General features: G+C 37.9%; 16 protein-coding genes and 1 pseudogene. 3 read left to right on the top strand and 14 right to left on the bottom strand.

Annotation, left to right across the window (positions count from 1 at the left end; all coding sequences use genetic code 11):
• Positions 1-29 precede the first annotated feature (29 nt).
• The 6 genes and pseudogenes from PVK62_RS14305 to PVK62_RS14330 form a co-directional block, all read right to left on the bottom strand.
• A complete protein-coding gene (locus PVK62_RS14305) occupies positions 30-3,722 on the bottom strand; it encodes a DUF6701 domain-containing protein (RefSeq protein WP_274442752.1) in 3,693 nt (1,230 codons plus the stop codon).
• On the bottom strand, positions 3,719-4,144 hold the full coding sequence (locus PVK62_RS14310; RefSeq protein ID WP_274442751.1) for an MSHA biogenesis protein MshP: 426 nt from the start codon (positions 4,142-4,144) through the stop codon (positions 3,719-3,721). Before PVK62_RS14310 ends, PVK62_RS14305 begins: the two co-directional genes overlap by 4 nt.
• Positions 4,116-4,931, bottom strand: coding sequence for a PulJ/GspJ family protein (locus tag PVK62_RS14315; RefSeq protein ID WP_274442750.1), 816 nt, complete (start codon positions 4,929-4,931; stop codon positions 4,116-4,118). The genes PVK62_RS14310 and PVK62_RS14315 overlap by 29 nt, the downstream gene beginning before the upstream one ends.
• Positions 4,931-5,479 carry a type II secretion system protein gene (locus PVK62_RS14320; RefSeq protein WP_274442749.1) on the bottom strand — a complete coding sequence of 183 codons (549 nt, stop codon included), beginning with the start codon at positions 5,477-5,479 and terminating at the stop codon, positions 4,931-4,933. Before PVK62_RS14320 ends, PVK62_RS14315 begins: the two co-directional genes overlap by 1 nt.
• Positions 5,469-5,822, bottom strand: coding sequence for a hypothetical protein (locus PVK62_RS14325; RefSeq protein WP_274442911.1), 354 nt, complete (start codon positions 5,820-5,822; stop codon positions 5,469-5,471). Before PVK62_RS14325 ends, PVK62_RS14320 begins: the two co-directional genes overlap by 11 nt.
• 120 nt (positions 5,823-5,942) lie before the next feature.
• Positions 5,943-5,996 (bottom strand): annotated as a pseudogene (locus PVK62_RS14330) (prepilin-type N-terminal cleavage/methylation domain-containing protein); the annotation flags it as partial.
• 366 nt (positions 5,997-6,362) lie between these two features.
• On the opposite strand from PVK62_RS14330, the gene PVK62_RS14335 reads away from it, so the two are divergent.
• Positions 6,363-7,364 (top strand): esterase/lipase family protein, encoded by a 1,002-nt coding sequence (locus tag PVK62_RS14335; RefSeq protein ID WP_274442748.1) that lies wholly within the window; start codon positions 6,363-6,365, stop codon positions 7,362-7,364.
• A 33-nt stretch (positions 7,365-7,397) separates the two neighbouring features.
• Here PVK62_RS14335 and PVK62_RS14340 read toward each other — a convergent pair whose 3' ends face one another.
• From PVK62_RS14340 to PVK62_RS14365, 6 genes are all read right to left on the bottom strand, one after another.
• Positions 7,398-9,245, bottom strand: coding sequence for a M3 family metallopeptidase (locus tag PVK62_RS14340; RefSeq protein ID WP_274442747.1), 1,848 nt, complete (start codon positions 9,243-9,245; stop codon positions 7,398-7,400).
• A 130-nt stretch (positions 9,246-9,375) separates the two neighbouring features.
• A complete protein-coding gene (locus PVK62_RS14345) occupies positions 9,376-10,935 on the bottom strand; it encodes a methyl-accepting chemotaxis protein (protein WP_274442746.1) in 1,560 nt (519 codons plus the stop codon).
• Positions 10,936-11,075: 140 nt separating this feature from the next.
• Entirely contained in the window at positions 11,076-11,684 is a 609-nt protein-coding gene (locus tag PVK62_RS14350; protein WP_274449464.1) for a CDP-alcohol phosphatidyltransferase family protein, read from the bottom strand.
• Positions 11,677-12,324 carry an ATP-binding cassette domain-containing protein gene (locus PVK62_RS14355; protein WP_274442744.1) on the bottom strand — a complete coding sequence of 216 codons (648 nt, stop codon included), beginning with the start codon at positions 12,322-12,324 and terminating at the stop codon, positions 11,677-11,679. Before PVK62_RS14355 ends, PVK62_RS14350 begins: the two co-directional genes overlap by 8 nt.
• Before the next feature lie 14 nt (positions 12,325-12,338).
• Positions 12,339-14,000, bottom strand: coding sequence for an ABC transporter permease (locus PVK62_RS14360; protein WP_274442907.1), 1,662 nt, complete (start codon positions 13,998-14,000; stop codon positions 12,339-12,341).
• Positions 14,001-14,171: 171 nt separating this feature from the next.
• The gene (locus PVK62_RS14365; RefSeq protein ID WP_274442743.1) at positions 14,172-14,345 is read right to left on the bottom strand and encodes a hypothetical protein; all 174 of its coding nucleotides are present in this window, start codon (positions 14,343-14,345) and stop codon (positions 14,172-14,174) included.
• Positions 14,346-14,399: 54 nt separating this feature from the next.
• Between PVK62_RS14365 and PVK62_RS14370 the strand changes: the two genes are divergently transcribed.
• Complete coding sequence (locus PVK62_RS14370) at positions 14,400-15,077, top strand: NAD-dependent epimerase/dehydratase family protein (protein ID WP_274442742.1); 678 nt, start codon at positions 14,400-14,402, stop codon at positions 15,075-15,077.
• A 110-nt stretch (positions 15,078-15,187) separates the two neighbouring features.
• On the opposite strand, the gene PVK62_RS14375 is transcribed toward PVK62_RS14370, so the two are convergent.
• Positions 15,188-17,596, bottom strand: coding sequence for a beta-mannosidase (locus tag PVK62_RS14375; RefSeq protein WP_274442741.1), 2,409 nt, complete (start codon positions 17,594-17,596; stop codon positions 15,188-15,190).
• Between the two features lie 816 nt (positions 17,597-18,412).
• Between PVK62_RS14375 and PVK62_RS14380 the strand changes: the two genes are divergently transcribed.
• Positions 18,413-18,535, top strand: coding sequence for a hypothetical protein (locus PVK62_RS14380; protein WP_274442740.1), 123 nt, complete (start codon positions 18,413-18,415; stop codon positions 18,533-18,535).
• A gap of 200 nt (positions 18,536-18,735) precedes the next feature.
• Here the strand turns inward: PVK62_RS14380 and PVK62_RS14385 are convergent, their stop codons facing one another.
• On the bottom strand, positions 18,736-19,857 hold the full coding sequence (locus PVK62_RS14385) for a GGDEF domain-containing protein (RefSeq protein ID WP_274449465.1): 1,122 nt from the start codon (positions 19,855-19,857) through the stop codon (positions 18,736-18,738).
• Positions 19,858-20,022 lie beyond the last annotated feature (165 nt).

Here is a 20,022-nt window from a genome sequence, read left to right on the forward strand (position 1 = left end):
TATTATTAGCTATGGCTGTCTGTATGAACTTAGTTGGTTTGTTCATGGCTCCATATAATACGATCACTTCCTCGATAAATCCCAAAATGAATGGTTGCTTTAATGAAATCCTCAAAAGAGTCGTTATTGTCTTGGTCTTGCTGTAGCCAAGGTCGGTTAACTAACGATAACGTTGGTATTATTCGTCCCTGATTTCCATTTCCAGGGGCCGTGAAATTTAGTTCATTCATATTGGTGCTGGTTAAGCTCGCTTTCGTTGTTCCTTCTCCTACAGGCAAGGCATTAGGATTGTTACCAACATCAAAGCTAAAATCAGACAGACTAAGCTTTGTACAAGAGTCACTGTTACGTATGAAGCGACCAAAATCGTAAGATTCAGTTTCAATTCTTGATTGGAGATCATTTAACTCTGAGCCATAGGCATCTTCCATGGTTATTCTTCCCCACTCTTGGCGATGTTCAGGTGTGGTAGGGAAGTTATAATTAAGGCAATTACCTGTGGCACTTAGCTTATAACAAACGCCATCTTGATCTTCGATGTCTTCAGCAGTAAGCGCTAAAGTGATGGTGTCATTGGTTGGTGATATAGGATCAAACGGTTTGTTGTAACGCAATTTGGCATTTTGCAGCTGTACCTTATTCTGTAAAGGCAACTTAACGACACTGCCAGATATTGCAAATCCATCCCTACGACCAAGGATAGAAAGAGAATCACTGTCTATTACTTCAATATTGGAAGGCGAAGCTGAATAAGTTCTAAAATCCCACACTTTGTTATAGCGCCACCATTGGCCGATACTGTAGTTTTGTAATTGACCGCCAGTGTAGGACAGTGGCGTTACCTCTAATGTTGGCAAGGTATCAAACACGAACGTTTGCCCTAGGTAAGTAAAATTACCACAGGTATCTTTTATTGTTGGTTGCACCGCAGATAAGTCAAAATAAGCGGGGATAAATCGACCTATTGAGCCTGTGTTTGCGGCTTTAATTTGGAACGCATTACTCCCTAAATAGTCAGTCGGTGGCGTTACTGAAATATCGAAAACACCCACTTCACTAATACTTTGATGTACCGTATTCATCCCACTTTTGGTTGCTGCATGATAATAAGTATTAACCAATAAATTTCCAGTATTGCCACCAATTTTTTGAGAAGGGGCGATAAGGGTATGATCCAGTATTAAATTATGTTGAGCATAGTTAGGTGTGACTAGATTGTCTGCAATGTGGTTATCGTTATCCCCCATCCAAGCATGAGCTTTTATATTTAGACTAAATGCTTCACCTGCACGAGCAAAAACAGGGCAACTCGTGTCTTCTGATCCGCAAAGACCGTTTAAGGCTGAATTATTTTTGCCGGTGACAGAGGCACTCAACCCCATTGGAAAACTGACAAATTGATCGCTACCTTCAATATCTTGGTTATACGATTTTTTGTATTTAGCATTGAGTTGCAGTTTACCTGCATCGACATAATTTACGGTGATTTGTGCTTCATTATTAGCAAAATTTAACGCGAAGGTTGTCGGAGAGGCTTCTTGTTTTCCTATCTCATTCCATGAATTATTAACCAATCCATATAGGCTAGGTGAGCCAATAATATTCGCGTTATTAGGTGAAATATAATCAGACCATAATTGAATGTTTTTTGTACCAGTAAAGCTACTACCACACCCTTTTATGGTGGCCGTCACTGATTTATTCGCCAGTTTGTCCGGCACAATCACGGTTAATCCTTCAGATTTAAAATTGAGAGTACAGTTTTGGCTATTTAATGAACCGCCATTAATACTACACAAGGTGTTACTGAATGGTTTTGTAGAAGGAGATGAGCCATCAATATCTAAATTTACATTCCCTTGAGTGGGTTTACCTACGGATAATTTTGCAATACCGCCTGTCATTGTGATGTTATTACCGTTTAGCCAATAGCCATCTGCTCCTAGATTATTTGTATTGAGACTAATATCAATTTTATCGGTAAATAAGTTAGAGTTAGAGCAAGAGGCATCACCACACGCCTTCAATGTCACATTAGATACATCACAAGTAGATCCTTGCCCTGAGTGATCAAATTCAAAATGATCAATCTGCTTACCAATCGGTGTTGAATGCAGAGCACACACTCTGAAATTATCAATCTCATGGGTGTTATACAACTGCCCTGTTGAACCCGTTAAAGACATGATGAAATTCTCAGGGATCTCATCTTGATTGTATTGAGGGCTTAATACATTGATTGGTCCAATGATTTTTCTAAAGCGGGGAGTACTTCCTTTAGGCTCAACGCTGCGTTCAACCGTTACGTTGGCGGTATTATTGTTTCTTGAATCTATGGTAATACGATAGCGATGAGTTTTAACGCTTCCATTGTTGTTATCAATATTGTGTACTTGTTTACCATAAAGATAGTTATAACCAGTATATCTATGACCTGAACCACGTAACACAACGGATTGATCAGTAGAATAAGAACTGTGATTTTTGCTTCCACCTTCTTTAGAGTAGTTACCATGCTCATCTAAACCAATACCAAGCCACCCACCTTTAAAGCCTGGCTTTTTCGCTTCGCGGTTATTTTTAAATCCATAGCCTAAAGGCCCACCAAATGCACCAGCTTGGGGGGTGATTTCAGCATCCGAAAAAACCACCGCTAAACCATCAGCCCCAGTACCACCATATGCCATGTAATCGAATTCAACTTCAATTTTATTACCAAGGGCAGGGTATAAATATTGATAAGAAGAAGCCGTTGATTGTGCTTTTTTTGCTTGGGTTAACTGTAAGCGGCCATTAATTATTTTAGGTATAAAATCACCGTTACTAGAGCTGGTCACCCAACTGCTATCTAAATTTCCGCTATTAAAATTGTCTTCATAACAGGTAAGTGGCAGTATTGGGGGAGGCGTTGATGCTTTATTAATAAAAGTTGAGCCTCCCATATAAAGCTTACGGCTTGAAACTCTTCCTAAAATATAACCTTTATTATTTAGTGAAAGTGTATCGTTGGCATAGATATAAGCTTCAGCAGAAGCACTATCATTAACCTGAATATTATGATAACCAATAATATAAAGTGAAGCATTAGGGTTGAGTGTTATTTTTATTTGATTACTAAGGATCAGATCATCATATACAAACAGGCGAACATCTCCTGATATCTTCATTTCAGCATCACCTAGAACCGATAAATTTTTAATCCAATAATCCCCGGCGTTCAGTGTCATTTTAGCCTTATCTTCGATAGCTAATCCGGTTAAATATGTTGTATGGTTTGAGTTTTTTATACTTGCGATACAGGAATTTCGAACTTCAATACGTTTATATTGGTCCTCTTTATATTCTCTAGTTCCTGATTTACAAATATTGAATTTAGGTGAGTCAGTTGTTTGAAAAGAACCTAATGAAAGTGTCGGTGCATTGTCTTTTGTAATGCGACAAGATTGGTGGCCTCCAGAAGCATCATCGCAACTATCATTAGGTAAGCCAGCCCCTTGGCTACTAGAGCAAAAATCGAGTTTATTACCTTGCGTACCATTAATTTGAGCCGATTGATACATTTCTAATTGCATATATTGACAACGTTGAGATGTATTTGAATGTCCTTGTGCAATACCAGGAAAGTAAATATTAGGATCAATCGTAGGAAACGCTGATAAAGCTTGAGTTGAAAAGACAATCAAAAATAAGCTAAGAAAAATAGGGTTTAAATGAGTTTTCATTGACGAATTCCTACTTCAATAACACGTTGCAAGGTGGTGGTGCCAAATTGGCATTGAGCTGTACTGACTAATTGGTAGACTTTAAGACCTGAATCTAATATTCCAATAGCGTTACAGGAAACAGAGGCTGTACATTGAGATAACCCTTCTCCATTAAAAGTGTAGCTAGTAGGTTTATTCGGTGAGTTATAGCAACTGCCCGTACCTTGCATATAGAAGTCGCTTATTTGCAGTTGTATACCAGATTGCGCCGCCATGTTAGTACGAGCACCGATAATAGATGTTACGATGTGCGTACTCGTTTTTTGTTGATTTTTAGTTGCCATTAGCGCGAGAAAACCAACAACAACAATGACAAAAATAGTAAGGATAAGCGCGGAGCCATTATGACGACTACGGCGTGTTTGCGATAAGGACATCATGATCCAACCTCACTTCTTCATTGTTATCATTAAAGATAAACTGCAGCTTGATTAAGCCGTTACGTACGAGCGAAGCCTGTGCAACATCAAACCGCACACTTTTGATTTTTTCAGCCATTAACTCTCGGTTCCCCACGGCTAATGCAGCAGGAGATAGTTCACTACGTGATAAGAGATAACCTGAATAACGATATAATTGATTGGCCTCTAGACAGTAAGCCACTGGTGTTTTATAGGCGAATAAACGATGAGCAGGGGAGCTTACTTTAAAGCTTGTCTCTTGAGTAAAGGGAAGTACAACCATGGTTGATTGTGATGTGCTTGTTTTAAGTAATGGAATAAAATCCACATCTTGTTTTACTTCTGCAATTGTTGTGGTGCCTGAGGTTGGAATGTCCTTTAATAAGGCTTCTGCATTCATTGGCATGATCACGACACGATCTGCTTTAGTGAACCCGTGTTCAGGTAACACTCTCATCGAATTTGATCTCTTTGGTGCTAACGGTAATGCCTCATAGACAGCAGTATTAGTGATTGGTAGCCACTCAATGCAGTGAGTAGATGCGTTGACTTGCACGCTGTTTGGTACGGCATCACGGAGTTCTCTATGCATACGTTCAGTAACAAAGCTGCCTTGTAATAGCAACTCTTCACGGGTAGTGGTATCGGTATAAATAGATATGCCGTGCTGAATAATTGCTCCGAGTGAAATCCCGATAACGGCTAATAACACAATAGAGATAACTATTTCAATTAAGGTAAACCCTTGCTGTTTTTTACATAGCATTAGAAGTTCCCTCGGTATACAGAAAAAGGATAGTGTTGGCCACTAGGGTCAATGACATCAACCACAATGCGCTTTCGGTTACCGCGTACGGTATCGGCAATGCCATCTAGATTTGCATCATAAAAAACGGAGATAGAAATTGAAAAATTAGGATATACCGAACCTAAGTTATCGCCTAATACATCCTGAACATTGCCAGAGAGTCCATCAAAATCATCGACATCGTTGTAGAGAGTTCGTGTTGTTTTATCTTCGTTAGCTTCTTCATCTGGTCCTAATTTGTCAGGAGTTTTACAAAAAGGTTTTTTGGTCGGTTCACATACAGGTAAACCCCCATTAGGCCCACTGTTTTGGTCAAATTGGCGCCCTAATATCTCATCCATCACTGCAGCACCAAGCTCTGCCGCTTTTGTTGAATAGATTAATTCTACGTTTTGTTGAGATTTAGGGACTAAAGAGGTTGTTATTGTAAGCAGCGCAAAACTCATTAATATAATAGACAACACGATGGAGATTAAATTGAATCCACGCTGATGCTTAACAGGCATGAATATATCCCTCTTTTTCGATGCATATTTTTTGTTGTGATTGACCAAAAATAGTGATTTCACACTTGCCTGCCTTACATTGCTTGATGCGACCCATACCATCAAAATCCAATGCATAAGGAGAGGTTAAATGAATAAAAACGTTGTTTGCTATTAACGAAAAATACGCATTTTGGTTAGCTAATATCGCGACATAACTAGTGTCTTCATTTTCAAGATAAACATCACTTTTTTGAGTGCTAGGAAATGAAGATGAACAATCGTTAGATAGTTTATCTAAGCTCACTTGTTGTGCTCTATGCTCATCAATTAACCATCGATTACATTGCCCATTTCTGTTCATAGCGCGAGTTTGAGTTAAACGCAAAGATCGCAATAGTTCGGTCTGCAGGGTATGTGCTGAAATACTGCTAATTCCGGAGAAATAGCTGCTCGCGCTGAGGGAGAGAATTGAGAGCAAAACAATAACAGCGATTAGCTCAACTAAAGTGAATCCAGAGATATGATATCTAGTCATTTTTTTTGTTACAAAAGATTAATCGTAAGATAAGAGGGCAAGTGTACGGATAAAAGTTTTTAATGGAAGTAAAATAAGTATCATTAAAGTGTCTACACTGTTGTTTTTATGTTTGCCTTTTGTGTTTTGTGTGTTTATTTGAGAGGCAATTCAAACATTCAATGCCAATGAACTTACTCGTTTTTTTGTAGTCTGTCAATCGATATTTATGAAGTAAAAAGAACATCTTAGATAGATCTGTTGCCTAACCAAGAGCGTTTTCTTGTGCATCAATCACTGATATCACTATTTAGACCTCACATAAGAGTAATAATCGAATGATAAATACCCTATGATGGTTTTATATTGTGTTTATGGATGAACTTAATGAATCAAATAAACTGCTTGCGATGTGCTAGCGTTGGAGTACTTTTCAGCTTGGTTGGTTGTTCGTCAAACCCTGTCAATGATATTGATGAGGTTGAAGTACCAACCATGTTGACCAAGCAAACCTTAAATATTGAAGGACTAACGCATTGTAATAATGCTAATAATGACAGTATTCACTTAAATCCAGATGAACCATTAACCATTATTGTTCATGGCTGCTTCGCTTCTGCGGGGCAATTTAAAACCTTAGCGGATGTGTATGGTTTATATGATCAACAAGCTATCTGTTTTGAATATGATGACAGAAAGAGTTTAGAAGAGACCTCTGGCGAGCTTGTTTCTGCTTTAAATCAATTATCAAATGAAAACCCAGAACAACCTCTGCATATTATTGGCCATAGTCAAGGTGGGTTGGTCGCTCGTAGAGCACTTACAGCTGATAGAGAGGATGAGAAAAAAATCGTCACAAAACAACTGCAACTTACCACCATATCTTCTCCATTTAATGGCATTGAAATATCGTCACATTGTGGCATGACTGCTTTACGGATCTTGTCTTTGGGTATTGTTGATTTGATCTGCTATGCCGTGACAGGCGAGAAATATCAACAGATCCCACCTAATGCGGATTTTATTGAACAACCGGGAGAGTTTCTCTCTTCAGTTTCTCAGCATTTAGTAATAAAAACGGATGAGCGTGATACGTGCCGAAGAACCAATGATGATGGAATATGTGTTGAAGATGATTACGTGTTTAGCGTTAATGAGCAGTCAAATCAAACAGTGGATGATGTCGTTCATGCGAATCCAATAACGGTGAAAGCAGGTCATGTTGAGATTGTCGGTAATGGCGATTCTGTTCCGACGGATTTGATTGATATCTTAAAAGAACAACAATTGCTGATTGATAATGGAACGGTTGATCAGGTAGAGCAAGCACGTTTCATTGAACAGCTTTATTTTCAAGACGAGGGTTCTAATTTATCTATATTGAAATAAACAGGGTGGCATAAATACCACCCTGAAATCAGTTTAGCGTCCGTACGTTTTCATAATATAGGCTTCAAACTCATCACACATTGTTGCGTTTGAGACTGTATTACTTGCTAATGTTTTTGGACCATCAACAATCGTGATTGTTGCGTTTAATGGCGCCACCTCGACTTGGGTTCTAGCATCTAACTCTGCCATTTTTTCTTGCTCGGATTTCCACGCCTCTTCAACAGATAAATTACACTTATCAGCTAAATATTTAGCGTTAAAGCCTTCACCTGTAAGAGCTATGATTGAGTCATTATGGTTAACGCTGTTACCGGCATTCCAATAGTGTTTTGCCAGTAATGGACCAATCTCAGGGTTATCAGTTAAGTAACCAAATTTCTCTGTGAAATAAGCGCGAGTTTGGTAGACCGCCATGTGTGCCAATAAGTAACCATGATAAGCACATGAGGCTTCATCAGACACTAAGTGAGGGATAGCCATTAATGGACGTGGGCTGCACGCTAATCCAAGAATTCTCTTTTCAGTAGTACGAGCTAATGCTGTGATGTTTTCTGGCGTAAGTTCTTCATCCGTTAATTGATAAAGTGCTCGCTCAAAATAAGGAACAACCAAAATACTGCGTTCTTGATATGCACGGAAAGGTTGCTTGCTGTCGATCATTGCTTTGATAATCGCATCAGGTACAGCGTTGCCATTTGCATCGAGCGCATACTGTTTTAACCAATCTGCATCTTCTAGCAAACTATCGCAGAACATGGATTGGGTTTCTGCATAGGCCATTGAGGTAGGCGCAAATTCTTGTGAAAAGCAGGGTGCGTTCATCTTCACGTTAGAGAAATGAGCCGCATGCCCCCCCTCATGGAATAAGGTGTTCATACCATCATAACCACTGCCAACTTGGTCTGGTTTTGCGTTGCTAGTAAAGTTAACTTTAGCGGCAATCCAGTGGTCTTGATTATAAAACGAAGGAATAGGGCCATGACAAAAACCATTTGGGTATTTGCCTTTACGATCCAATAAATCAAGGGTTAACTCTGCGCCTGAGAACTCAATATTTAAACGACCAAAGGATTCAACCCAACGACGTAATGATTTTGAGAACGGTACATAAGGGTCTAGCTCTCGCATCACATCACCTGCAAACGAGAAGACAAAGTTATGCGCGAGTAAGGAATCATTGCCTTTATCCGTTGCAAGTTGATCCAAGCTACGTTGGTGGCAATCACGAGTGCGAATTTCAAAATCATCTAAAATAGTAAATAGTTGATCTGTTGTCATTTTTTCTTTTTTTGTTACCGAGTAATCAAAGAAAGTATCAAACCCTTGAGAACGAGCAAACTTGTTGCGAAGTTTAATTAATTCAATAAAGCCGTTTTGTAATAGCCATTGCTCTAGGCCAAGAAAAGCGTGGTGAGCTGATTGACGTGTTGCAGCATTAGCACTGGTGCGAACAATAGAAGCGAGTACAGGAAGAGAGCCCTCAACCGTATCACCTTCTTCGTTTACATACGTCATGGTGTGGTTTTGTTTTTTTTCAAATAGACCCGCTTCAAATTTAATTAGCTCTGCTTTTTGTTGTTGAGCTTGTTTTGATTCAATAGCGTGAGATTCAAATGTGGCTAACCAGCCTTTTAAACCAATCAAGGTTTGTGTTTTTTCTTCATTATCAGTGATTGATTCAGCCAGTACGATTTGTTCCTTAACTGCGGATATTTGCTCAGCATTACTTAAAAAATGTGTCCATGCAGTTTCTGCTTGGGTAGAGCCTTGGTGATCATCGCTTAACCCCATGTAGGTATCCCAAAAGAAGTTTTCTTTGGTGCGATGAATCGATAAATAACGTTGGTTTAAGTCATTAAGATAAGTAGTGGCAGTCATTTTTGTCCCTTTCAATAAGTCCTTAGGGCAAAGCCCATTTATTAGGATTATGACATAAATTGAAGAGGTATAGTAAGGCAGGTATAAAAAGCCCAATCTTCTATTAGATTGGACTTAATCATTGGGCTGATTAGCTTAATGTTCTGAATTGAGACACTAAAGTACCTTGAGAGTGAATAGTCGTTGAAAGTGTTTGGCACTCTTCCATTGTTCCATTCGCAAGGCTGATTGTTTCTAAACTGACATTATTAATCAATTGAATATTGGTGTTCATTTCGTCTGCTACTTTTACCATTTGTTCTACCGCAACAGAAATTTGGGTGTTTTGCGCTGAAATATTACTGACTTGATCTAATGATTCTTGCAGTTTATTTCCTGATTTTTTTGCATTATCAACGCACACTTCAGAAAGATCTCTACCTTCTTCAATTGTTTGTACCGCTTCTTGTGTACTTGACTGAATATGCAAAATGATTTCTTGGATTTCTTTGGTCGACTCTTGGCTTCTTTGCGCTAAAGCTCTTACTTCATCCGCAACAACAGCAAAACCACGACCTTGCTCACCAGCACGAGCCGCTTCAATCGCGGCATTTAATGCTAATAAATTTGTTTGTTCAGCAATGGATTGAATGACCGTTAATACCGAACCAATGGTGTTACCGTGTTCCTGTAATGTACCAATTACACCTGAAACGCTGGTTAGTTGTGATACTAGCATTTCAATTGATTTTACAGTGTCGGTCACAGCTAACATACCTTCAGAAGCAATTTGGTGTGCATGATCTGTAGCACTGGCTGTTGTTTGAACATTACTTGAAATGTCATTAACAGAAGCACTCATCTCTTGGATTGCATTGGCAACTTGAGCCGTTTCTTTGCTTTGAATCGTAATATTATTTACGGTGTCTTGGCAGTTACTCGTTGACGATTGTGCTAATGCTTCAATTTTCTCATTGGAATCTTGAATACGACCAATAATCGCATTGATTTCTGATTGACGCATTTTTAACGCCAGTTCGATCTCTGAGATATCATCAATATGGTTAGTGTAAACCAATTCCATTAATGGATTATCAAACACTGTTCTGGCTTTGGTTGTTAAGGCTTCTAATCGACGAGTTAATGAATAAGTGCTTATAAGTGAAATTCCAGCGAAAGAAGCAAGGCCCAGCAATGGTGATATTTGAGTTACTGCCGCTGAAATTGCAAAATTAGGAACCAGAGTTAACGCATAACGTTGCCATAAACGCGTTCTTGGTAGTTTCATCTTTAATGGTTTATTACCTGATTTTAAAGCGGAATATACTTTTTCTGCATTTTTAACATGTTCGCGAGAAGGGCATAAGCGAACGGATTGATACTCTTGAATCGCACCATTTTTTAAAATAGGTGAAGCAAAAGCATCAACCCAATAATAGTTGCCATCTTTACAGCGGTTTTTAACTAACCCCATCCATGATTTTTTTTCTTTAAGGTGAATCCACATATCTTTAAATGCGTCGGAAGGCATATCGGGGTGACGCACAATATTATGAGGTTTATTCATGATCTCATTTAATGTAAAACCGGCGACCTCACAAAATTCTTTACTGGCATAGGAAATATGGCTTGAAGGAGTAGTAATAGATAACAAGTTGTATTCTTTAGGAAACAGAATTTCTTTATAGTTCGTATGTGCTTTCGATGTCATTGTTTAATTACCCTTCGTGCCTACTGTAAGTGTTTATTATCAAGTATAAGCAAATATTGCGCCATTTTTTATTTACTGCTCAGCCCCTACAGGGGGGCAGCTCTTATCCTGATTGGTATGAGATTATGGTTTTTATGAGATTATGGTTTTAAGGTGTGAAACCCTGAATAGATCCGAGTAAAGGTAGTAAACCAACAAGCAGCACCAAAGATATAAGCAATAATGGCGAAATGAGCAGGGAACAAACAAATAGCAATAAAGCAGCCAATAGTCTCTGTTCCCTCGGTTAAGCCACTCATGTAGTAAAGTGATTTATGTTTATAGACTGGGTTGTCAATGCCTTGTTTTCCCGCCATTACCGCAAAAGCCAGAAAGCTACTGCCGCTGCCAATAAATGAGAAAATCAAAAAAGCACCAGCGACGGCATTTTGCTCTGGATTTGCGAGAACAAACCCAAAAGGAATGAGTGAGTAAAATAGAAAGTCGAGACTGATATCTAAAAAACCTCCCGCATCGCTAATGCCTTGAATACGGGCTAAGGCACCATCCAAGCCATCACAAACTCTATTGAGTACAATAAACACTAAGGCGACTAGATAATGTTCGGTGATCAGCGCAGGAAAAGCCAAGCAACCTAAAAAGAAGCCAAATAAAGTGGTTTGATTGGCAGTGACACCGAATTTATTAACCAGTTTAGCACTTTGCGTAAGCGGCCAGCGGATCACTTTTATACTAAAACTATCAAGCATGATCCATCTCCCATGGCCACGTTAATACTCGACTTCCTTGTGGAACATCTTCTTCGTCATGAGTGACCATTAAGGCTGGAATGTTAGCCTCTTTAAGTTGATCTACCACCCAATCTCTAAATTGAATACGTAAGTCTTTATCAAGTTTACTAAAGGGCTCATCAAGCAAAGCGACTTTAGGTTTAGCAAGTAACATACGAGTAAGGCTGATACGAGCGCGTTGGCCTCCTGAAATTTGGTCAGGAAATGACTCAGCCAGTGTAACAAGAGAGATATGTTCTAGAGCTTGCATGGCTTGTATTTTACGCTCGTTACCTTTAATTGAGTTTGGTAACGCAAAAGCAAGATTCTCCCAGACGCAAAGATGAGGAAAAAGTAAGTCATCTTGAAATAGTATACCTACATTGCGTTTATGAGCTGGTAATGGGCTTAAATCTACATTATCGAGCATGACTTTACCTGAGTAGGTAAACTCTTCAGAAAGGTGTCCGGCGATCACATCTAATAGGGTTGATTTACCGCAGCCACTTGGCCCCATAAGAGTTAAGATCTCTCCTTGTTTCACTGTCATATTAAGTGAAGAGAATAAGGCATCACCGCTGTTTTTCTTTATGGTGATATTGTTTAGGTTAAGACACATTGTGATAAATACCCTTAGGTTGAAATTCGACGATATCTGCCTTGAACTCGGCTGAAAACTATCGCAATGGTAAAGAAAATTAATGGTAATAAAGCCTGCCAAATTGCATAAATGGCAGTGACCCTACGATCAAATCCACTTGAAAGCGCAACCGCTTCGGTAGTGATAGTACTAATACGCCCTGCGCCTAACATTAATGTAGGTAAATATTGAGCTAAACTGACACTGATACCAACCGCCCACGCAAATACAATGGCGGGAAGAAGAATCGGCATTTTTACTTTGACCCACACTTGCAAAGGCGATTTACCAAGACTGAGTGCAACACGAGTAAGGCCGGTGTCAAAACTTCGCCAAGGCCCATCAAGAGCTAAGTAGACAAACGGGAAAGAAAAAAAGATGTGTGCCCAACAGACCCAAAAAAGGTACGAATCGCTACTTAAGTATAGCGTAGCGACTTGTAAGCCAAATAAAATAGACAGCTGTGGGATAAGCATAGGAATAGCAATGACATACCCTGGAATTTGCCATTTATATTTGATGCGATATTCATGAGCTAATAGTGCCAGTACCAGTGTAATGGTGGCGGTGATTATCGCAATAATGAGGCTTTGATTAATCGTGCTTACAATACTGTTCCATTCGAGTTGCCAAAAATGGTTACTGTATCGACTAGGTAAAAGATCAGGAAAACGCCAACGTTGTGCAAAGCTCCACATGACCATTAGAGGAGCCATTAAAATGGTCAGTGAAATAAGCGTGATAAATAAAGATTTTCCAGGCAGTGAGATGCCATATCGACCTGAGAATTGCCAACATTTAACCCCTTTGATTATTGTCCATTCAACTAAACGAGCAAATGCAATCAACAGTGAGGCAATAGCAAATAGAACCACCGCACCTGAAGCAGCACGAGGTAATAAACTTAAGTCGGGATCAGTAAACCATTGCCAAACTAACACAGCAAAGGTAGGAGGTTTTGTTGGGCCAATGATCAGAGCGACATCGACCACGGATAAGCTATAAGCAATTACCGCTAACATGGGAAAGCGAAGTTTTACAAACCATTGTGGCAAGATGCATTTCCACCACATTTGATTTTTACTGTAGCCTAATGAAGCGCTGACTTTCTCTATTTGAGTAACTTTTAGTTGCGCTAAGATAGAGATACTCATTAAGAGTAAAAAGGGCACTTCCTTTAATGCGAGCATGACAACTAGGCCAAGTGCGTGAGGGTCTTTAATCAATAGCACGGCATCATTAACGCCTTGGGTGGTCGGGTCATAGCCAAATAAACTGTGCAGCGCTCTAATGCCCATACCCGTTGGAGCAAATAAGAAGGCAAAGCCAATGGCAAAAGCCACGTGCGGCATTGCGAGTAAAGGTGACAGGGAGAGTTCTATTTTACGCCAAATGCGAGTGCCCCAAGTCGCCTGTAAAATAGCAAAGGTGATTAAGCACGCGAGATAGCTACTGGCAATAGCAGAGTAAACTGTAAGACCTATAGATCGCCATACACCTTGCCAATCAAACACCATAGCAAAGCCTGAGAGGGAGAAATTGTGCATACCAAGTGGTGGAATATAACCAAACGCAGACAGAGCAACACCCAGTAAACCGGGTAAGGTTGGTAGAATACAAATCACAATAATAAGGAAATATAAAATTCGTAACATTTTAGCTAACTTTAACTTGGCTTGCATGGTGTTTCATAAATTCATCCGTGTAATTTTAGAGTGAAAAATAGTTGTTATGTTTAGGTAATAATAAAGGGATAGTAAGTTATCTATCTTTATAATGCATCTTAATTTGATAATAGATTCAAACAATTACTATCCTCGTTATACTTATTTAACGAGTGTTAGCCGAGCAACATTGATGGATTGGTTAAATTCAGTATTTTCGATAAGTGCATCCGGTTTCATTGGGTTAATAGCGTGGTTGATTTGATCATCAGGTATGACAATAGCATCACTAATTAGTTGCCATCGATATAAAGAATGATGAATCTGTGTTTTCAATTACGTTATTAAGCTAAAATTACAGTGATGAAAGTGAATAATCAGGAGTAAATTATGTCAGATTCAATATCGATCATTATTGCTGGTTCAACAGGGTTAATTGGCCATCATTTATTGAATTTTGCGTTAAAAAGTGAAGACGTAGAATGCGTGTATAGCCTAAGTCGTCGACCTATTGAAGAAGCTTGTACAAAGTTGACTCAGTTGGTCACTCCTGACTTATCCATAGATAAAATGGCTCTTGTTGATAATAAACCTAGCATTGGTTTTATTACGCTAGGGACTACAATTAAAAAAGCAGGCAGCAAAGCAGCATTAAAAGCGGTCGATGTTTCTCTGGTGGTGGACGTCGCGCAATCTATGCATGAGGTTGGTGTCGAGCATGTTTATATTGTCTCTTGCATTGGCGCTTCATCATCATCGTTATCGCACTATTTAAAATGCAAAGGTGAGATGGAAGATAAGGTGACTCAAGTTGGTTTTAAAAGTGTCACATTTATGCAACCAGGGCCACTGGCAGGAGACAGAATAGAAGCTCGAAAAGATGAGGCGCTCTTGCAAGGGATTATGACTGTTTTAAATCCTTTAATGAAAGGTTTCTTATTAAATTATAAGCCTATTGAGGGAGAAGTCGTGGCGCAATGCATGCTTGAGTTAGCATTAGAACATCAAGATTTTCTGGGCATTTATCGTTATACATCAAAAGAAATATTTAGATTACAAAAGATGTAAAATGCTCTTGAAATAACAATAAGGATGATAATAAAAGAGATGATTGCCTTTGAGGAAAATAAAAGCCAATGATGAGAGTCACTGGCTTTTATTTTTAGATGTACTAAAGGTTAGTAACTGTTAGATAAATCATAGACTCGTAACGTGTTAGTGAGCGTTACAATATCATCCCCAATGTAGGTTAAGGTTACAGGGTTTTCAGGTAACAATGTAAAGCTTGAGTCACTGAATTGGCCCTTACCATCGTGTTCTAAATGTACAAAAAAAGCAGGATTATCAGTTCGTAACGTAATGTTAGATCCTTCGTGAACCACCTCAATATTCGCTTTTTTTAGAGTGAGTTGTTTTAATTTTTGATTGGCAAACCACGTATTTTGGATCTGTTTTCCATTAACGAATGCGTCAACAAAGAAGAAGCTGTTATTAGCACAATCGTGGTATTTCTCATGGCTTAATGACCAAATAACATCATTGCCATCAGGTTCAATCGAGTAATTAATAGACCATTTTTTTAAGATCTCTCCATTAAAGTCCATCCAATAAACAGTACCATCAATATGATTTTCATTACGGCTATCATTTACTGCTCTAATACGAACCTCATTATTTGAGAACTCAAAAGGAAGGTAGGTAGGTGCAAAAAATCGTTTAGCATGGTAATGAAGTTGCTTCCATCGACCACTGTATTCAATGCTCGACCATGAACTGACCGGCCAGTTATCATTTAATTGCCAATACAACATACCACGGCAAATAGGGCTAATCGCTCGCCAATAGTCACACCCTGTTTTAATGGCAATAGCTTGCTGTACTTGGCTTAAATACAGCATGTTTTCAAAGCTGGATGGGAAACGGAAATAGCGAGTAAACATCTCAGTGATAATACTATTACCACGACCATTTTTTTGGTGTGCTTCAAAAGTTGGAGAGGTGACGTTCCAATCATCTTCAGGGACAAAGGTTTTCACCTCGGCAAAAGAGGGCCAAGATTGAAAGCCAAATTCAGAGCAAAAACGAGGTTTAATATCGAGATAGGCATCGAATGATTTACCTGAGTGCCAAACATCCCAAAAATGCATATCACCACGATTATCATTATGCCATGCATCACCAAAATCCATATCGCCATTACAAGGTGAGCTGGTCCAAAAGCGACGGCTTGGGTCCTCTTCTGCAATCCATTTAGCAATATTTCGGTTTAAACGATCGTAATTAACCGTATAGGTAGTCTTGTTGTTTTTAGATTCATCATACCAACCAATTGCGCCAATGACTTCGTTGTCACCACACCAAATTACAATCGATGGATGATCTTTTAAACGTTGAATTTGTTGGCGAATTTCAGGCTCTACTTCATCTATAAAGGCCTCTGTCGAAGGGTATAGTGAGCAAGCAAACATCATGTCTTGCCAAACCATTAATCCTAGCTCATCACAGATGTCATAGAACATATCAGACTCATATTGCCCACCGCCCCATACTCTGATCATGTTCATATTAGCGTCTTTTGCACTGCCTAATAATTCACGATAACGAGATTCTGATTCTCGGCTTGGCATGGCATCCATCGGGATCCAATTTGCCCCTTTTGAACTGATAGGAAAGCCATTAATGACAAATTCCATCGCTGAACCAATTTGATCAGGTTTGTTGTTAAGTACTAGCTCTCTAAGACCAATATTTTTAGAAATAGTCTGGTTATTAAGATCAACATGCAAAGAATATAAAGGCTGTTCACCATAGCCTGCAGGCCACCAAAGTTCAGGCTCTGTAATATGAAAACTAACACGAGTTAGCCCCGTTTTACTGGTGGTGGTCATCTGTATTTGTTCACCAAACGTCACCGTTATTTCATGATCAGCAATAGGATCATGGTTAATCGTGACATGAACTTCAACCCTATTTTGATGCCAAATCTGCTCTGTTTGGGCAGACCGTAAAGTGATGTGTTCAATCACATCAATATAAACAGGATCGTAAATACCAGAGACTAATAAACAGATCCCCCAATCCCATCCTGAATGGCATTGTGTTTTTCGGATCAGATTCATGTGTGGCACTTTGTTATTGCCTACCGCCCATGGAATAGGCATAGGTAGGGTTTTGGCTCGTTGCTCTCCCTCTTTATCGACTCTAGAAAAATGCACAGAGATGATATTGTCGCCCAGTTCAACAAACGGTTTGATATTGATGCGATGTTGCTGAAACATATTGGTACTGTGTAAAACCAGTTCACCATTAATGAATATTTCAGCAAAGGTATCTAAGCGACTTAGATTTAATAGCAATGAAGAGGCATTGAGTTCTTGTTGTGACAAATAAAAAGTATGAGATAACTGCCAATCGCATTCTCTTACCCATTGAACGTCTTTCTCGTTCACTCCTTGGTAGGGGTCAGCAATAATATTCGCATGATAGAGAGCTTGATAATTATCCCCAGGAATAGTCATGGGAATACAGATAGTTGGGTGTGATGGAGAGGTCAATGTCCAATCACCATTAAGAGAAACCTGCGACATAAAAAATCCTTCTGATGCCGTTGATATAGAGATCGTAAGTAAGGGGAAGTGTATGTTTGAGATGAGAAAAAAAATGTGAGGTCACTCTCGGATAAGAACGAATCATAGGCTAATTTTTCTATAAATTAGAGTCGATGCACAAAATATTTATTGATACTTAACTGTTTAATAAGGTTGGAAAAATAGGATGAACTCATGTCCTGTAGCCACTTATAAGCTTAGTCCTTAATAGCAATATTTTTTTACGCTATTTATAACATACAGTTTTCTAAAAAGTTTAAATAAAATCTTAAAAGATAACTGAAGATTGTGCATGAAAATAACACCTTTGAATCCGGCATAATACCATTAACAATAGAAAGGACTATTGTGTCGGTAATAGGGTAAGTCAAGAGCCGTTGAGGTATTAAATAAAGACTAATATCGCCATTAATGTAAGTGATTATTTGGACTTATGCTATAAAAATAACATGACCACAAATGCAATACCAAATACAGCTAGTTTCGCTATAAAACCATTCTTGATGCTGGTGACAACATGGGCAAATCATCTTATCCATATATCCTCACTTAATATTCATTTCTTTTAATTATGAGATCTATTTTCTTTTTGGTAAATCAAAATTTGAGCTCATGAGGTTCATTTAGAGTTAACTAATGTTTTTATGTAATTGTTAGAAGCAACAGTAACAATGTAAAAAAAATAGTCTTTTAAACGTCGGTATTTAGTCACGTTTTTGGCGAATGTCACATTTTTTATGCAATGAATAGAGGTAGAATGAATCACCGAAACAAAAGTTTGCTCAAGGAGGAGTAATGTTTATATCGGAAGGGCTAAGTCCATTGACCGAGTTAGTGATTTGGATGAGCTATGCAATAACGATTATAATAGTCGTTCTCGGTGTCGGTATTTTGATCGAGTTCAATAAAAAAGAGTAAAACAAAAGACAGCGATATATCTATATGGCTGTCTTTTTTAGTTTAAGATTAATGGTTAATTTGTCTTAAATATACGTACCCTAGAAGGAATTAATAACAAAGTTAAGCGGATCAAAATAATGAGGTATCGCGACAGAGATACGGATTACTTCTTTATGAAGATAAAGTGGCTTTCTCCTGAAAACCACGATGGATCTTATTTATTGCTCATTATAAAGCTTAATTATATTTCTTCCATTTCGTTTAGCTTCATATAGAGCTAGATCTGCTTTTGTTATACTGTTATTTATATTGATTGATTTTTCTTCATAAACCAGCCCTATTGAGCATGTTATTCTAATTACGTTATCACAACAATTAAATTCATTAATTTCCACAATATTTCTAAATCTTTCAAATGCATCAATAGCATAGTTAAAGTTTATATCATTAATGATAATTACGAATTCCTCTCCCCCGTAACGAATGATTAAATCCTCATCTCTAAATGAAGAGAACATTAATTCAGAAAATTGTATAAGAATATCATCACCAGCTAAATGGCCATAAGTATCATTAACTTTTTTAAAATGGTCTATATCAATAATTGCGATACATGTGGTTTTTTTAAAAATTAATCTATTTAGATTTCTTCTATTATAACAGTTTGTTAAAGGATCTCGTATTAATTTGCTTTTAAATCTTTTAATGAGTTTTGACTTTAAAGAAAACAAAAAACCAAAAGAAAATAATAAACATAATAGAGTATAAAATAAAATGGTTGTATTTAGAATGTAATTATCAAAATGCTTATTGAAGTTAGATATTTTCTTGTCATGTATATCTCTTAAATCCATAGTTATTGATAAAAGATTATGAAATCGTGCTAAAGATAATTCATATAAACCTGAATCATATTTTTGTGAAAGGGTTTCAATTGTTTTATTGTAGCTTTCAAACCTTTTATTTAGTTTATCTAAAATGGCACAATCACCATTATATTTATAATATTGGTCTATTTTTAATTTTAATAAGTGCTTAGATATTGATATGTTTACAATTTGGCGCTCTTTCATTACACCATGTATTAATAATATATCAAATCTACGTTTATTGTTAATCAAGATATCTATATCGCTGATTAATTGACTAGAAACCATCAGGCTGTCAATAAGCACATCTTTTTTCTTATCTATTTCATTAATAGCAAGGTTAAAAAACAAGGTTGATATGATGATAAATGTAATGAAAATAGTCTTTTTCATGAGGCTTGTTAGCATTTTCTTTTCATGCGCTCGTTTTATCCTGTTCTTATCGTATCGTTTAGTCACGGCATTTTTCATACATCAGTTACAATCATGAAGTTGTATTGAATCTACACAAAGAGTTTTAAGGTGATTTAATAGAGCATTATTTAAGCACCAAAGCGAATGTGTAAATTTTCGGGTGCATTATATATATTTTTTTTTAATTTTAAATAAAAAAATATCAATTAAAGATAATAGTTA

Origin of the sequence: Aliivibrio sp. S3MY1 (genome assembly GCF_028765575.1) — a bacterium.
Classification (GTDB): Bacteria; Pseudomonadota; Gammaproteobacteria; order Enterobacterales; family Vibrionaceae; genus Aliivibrio.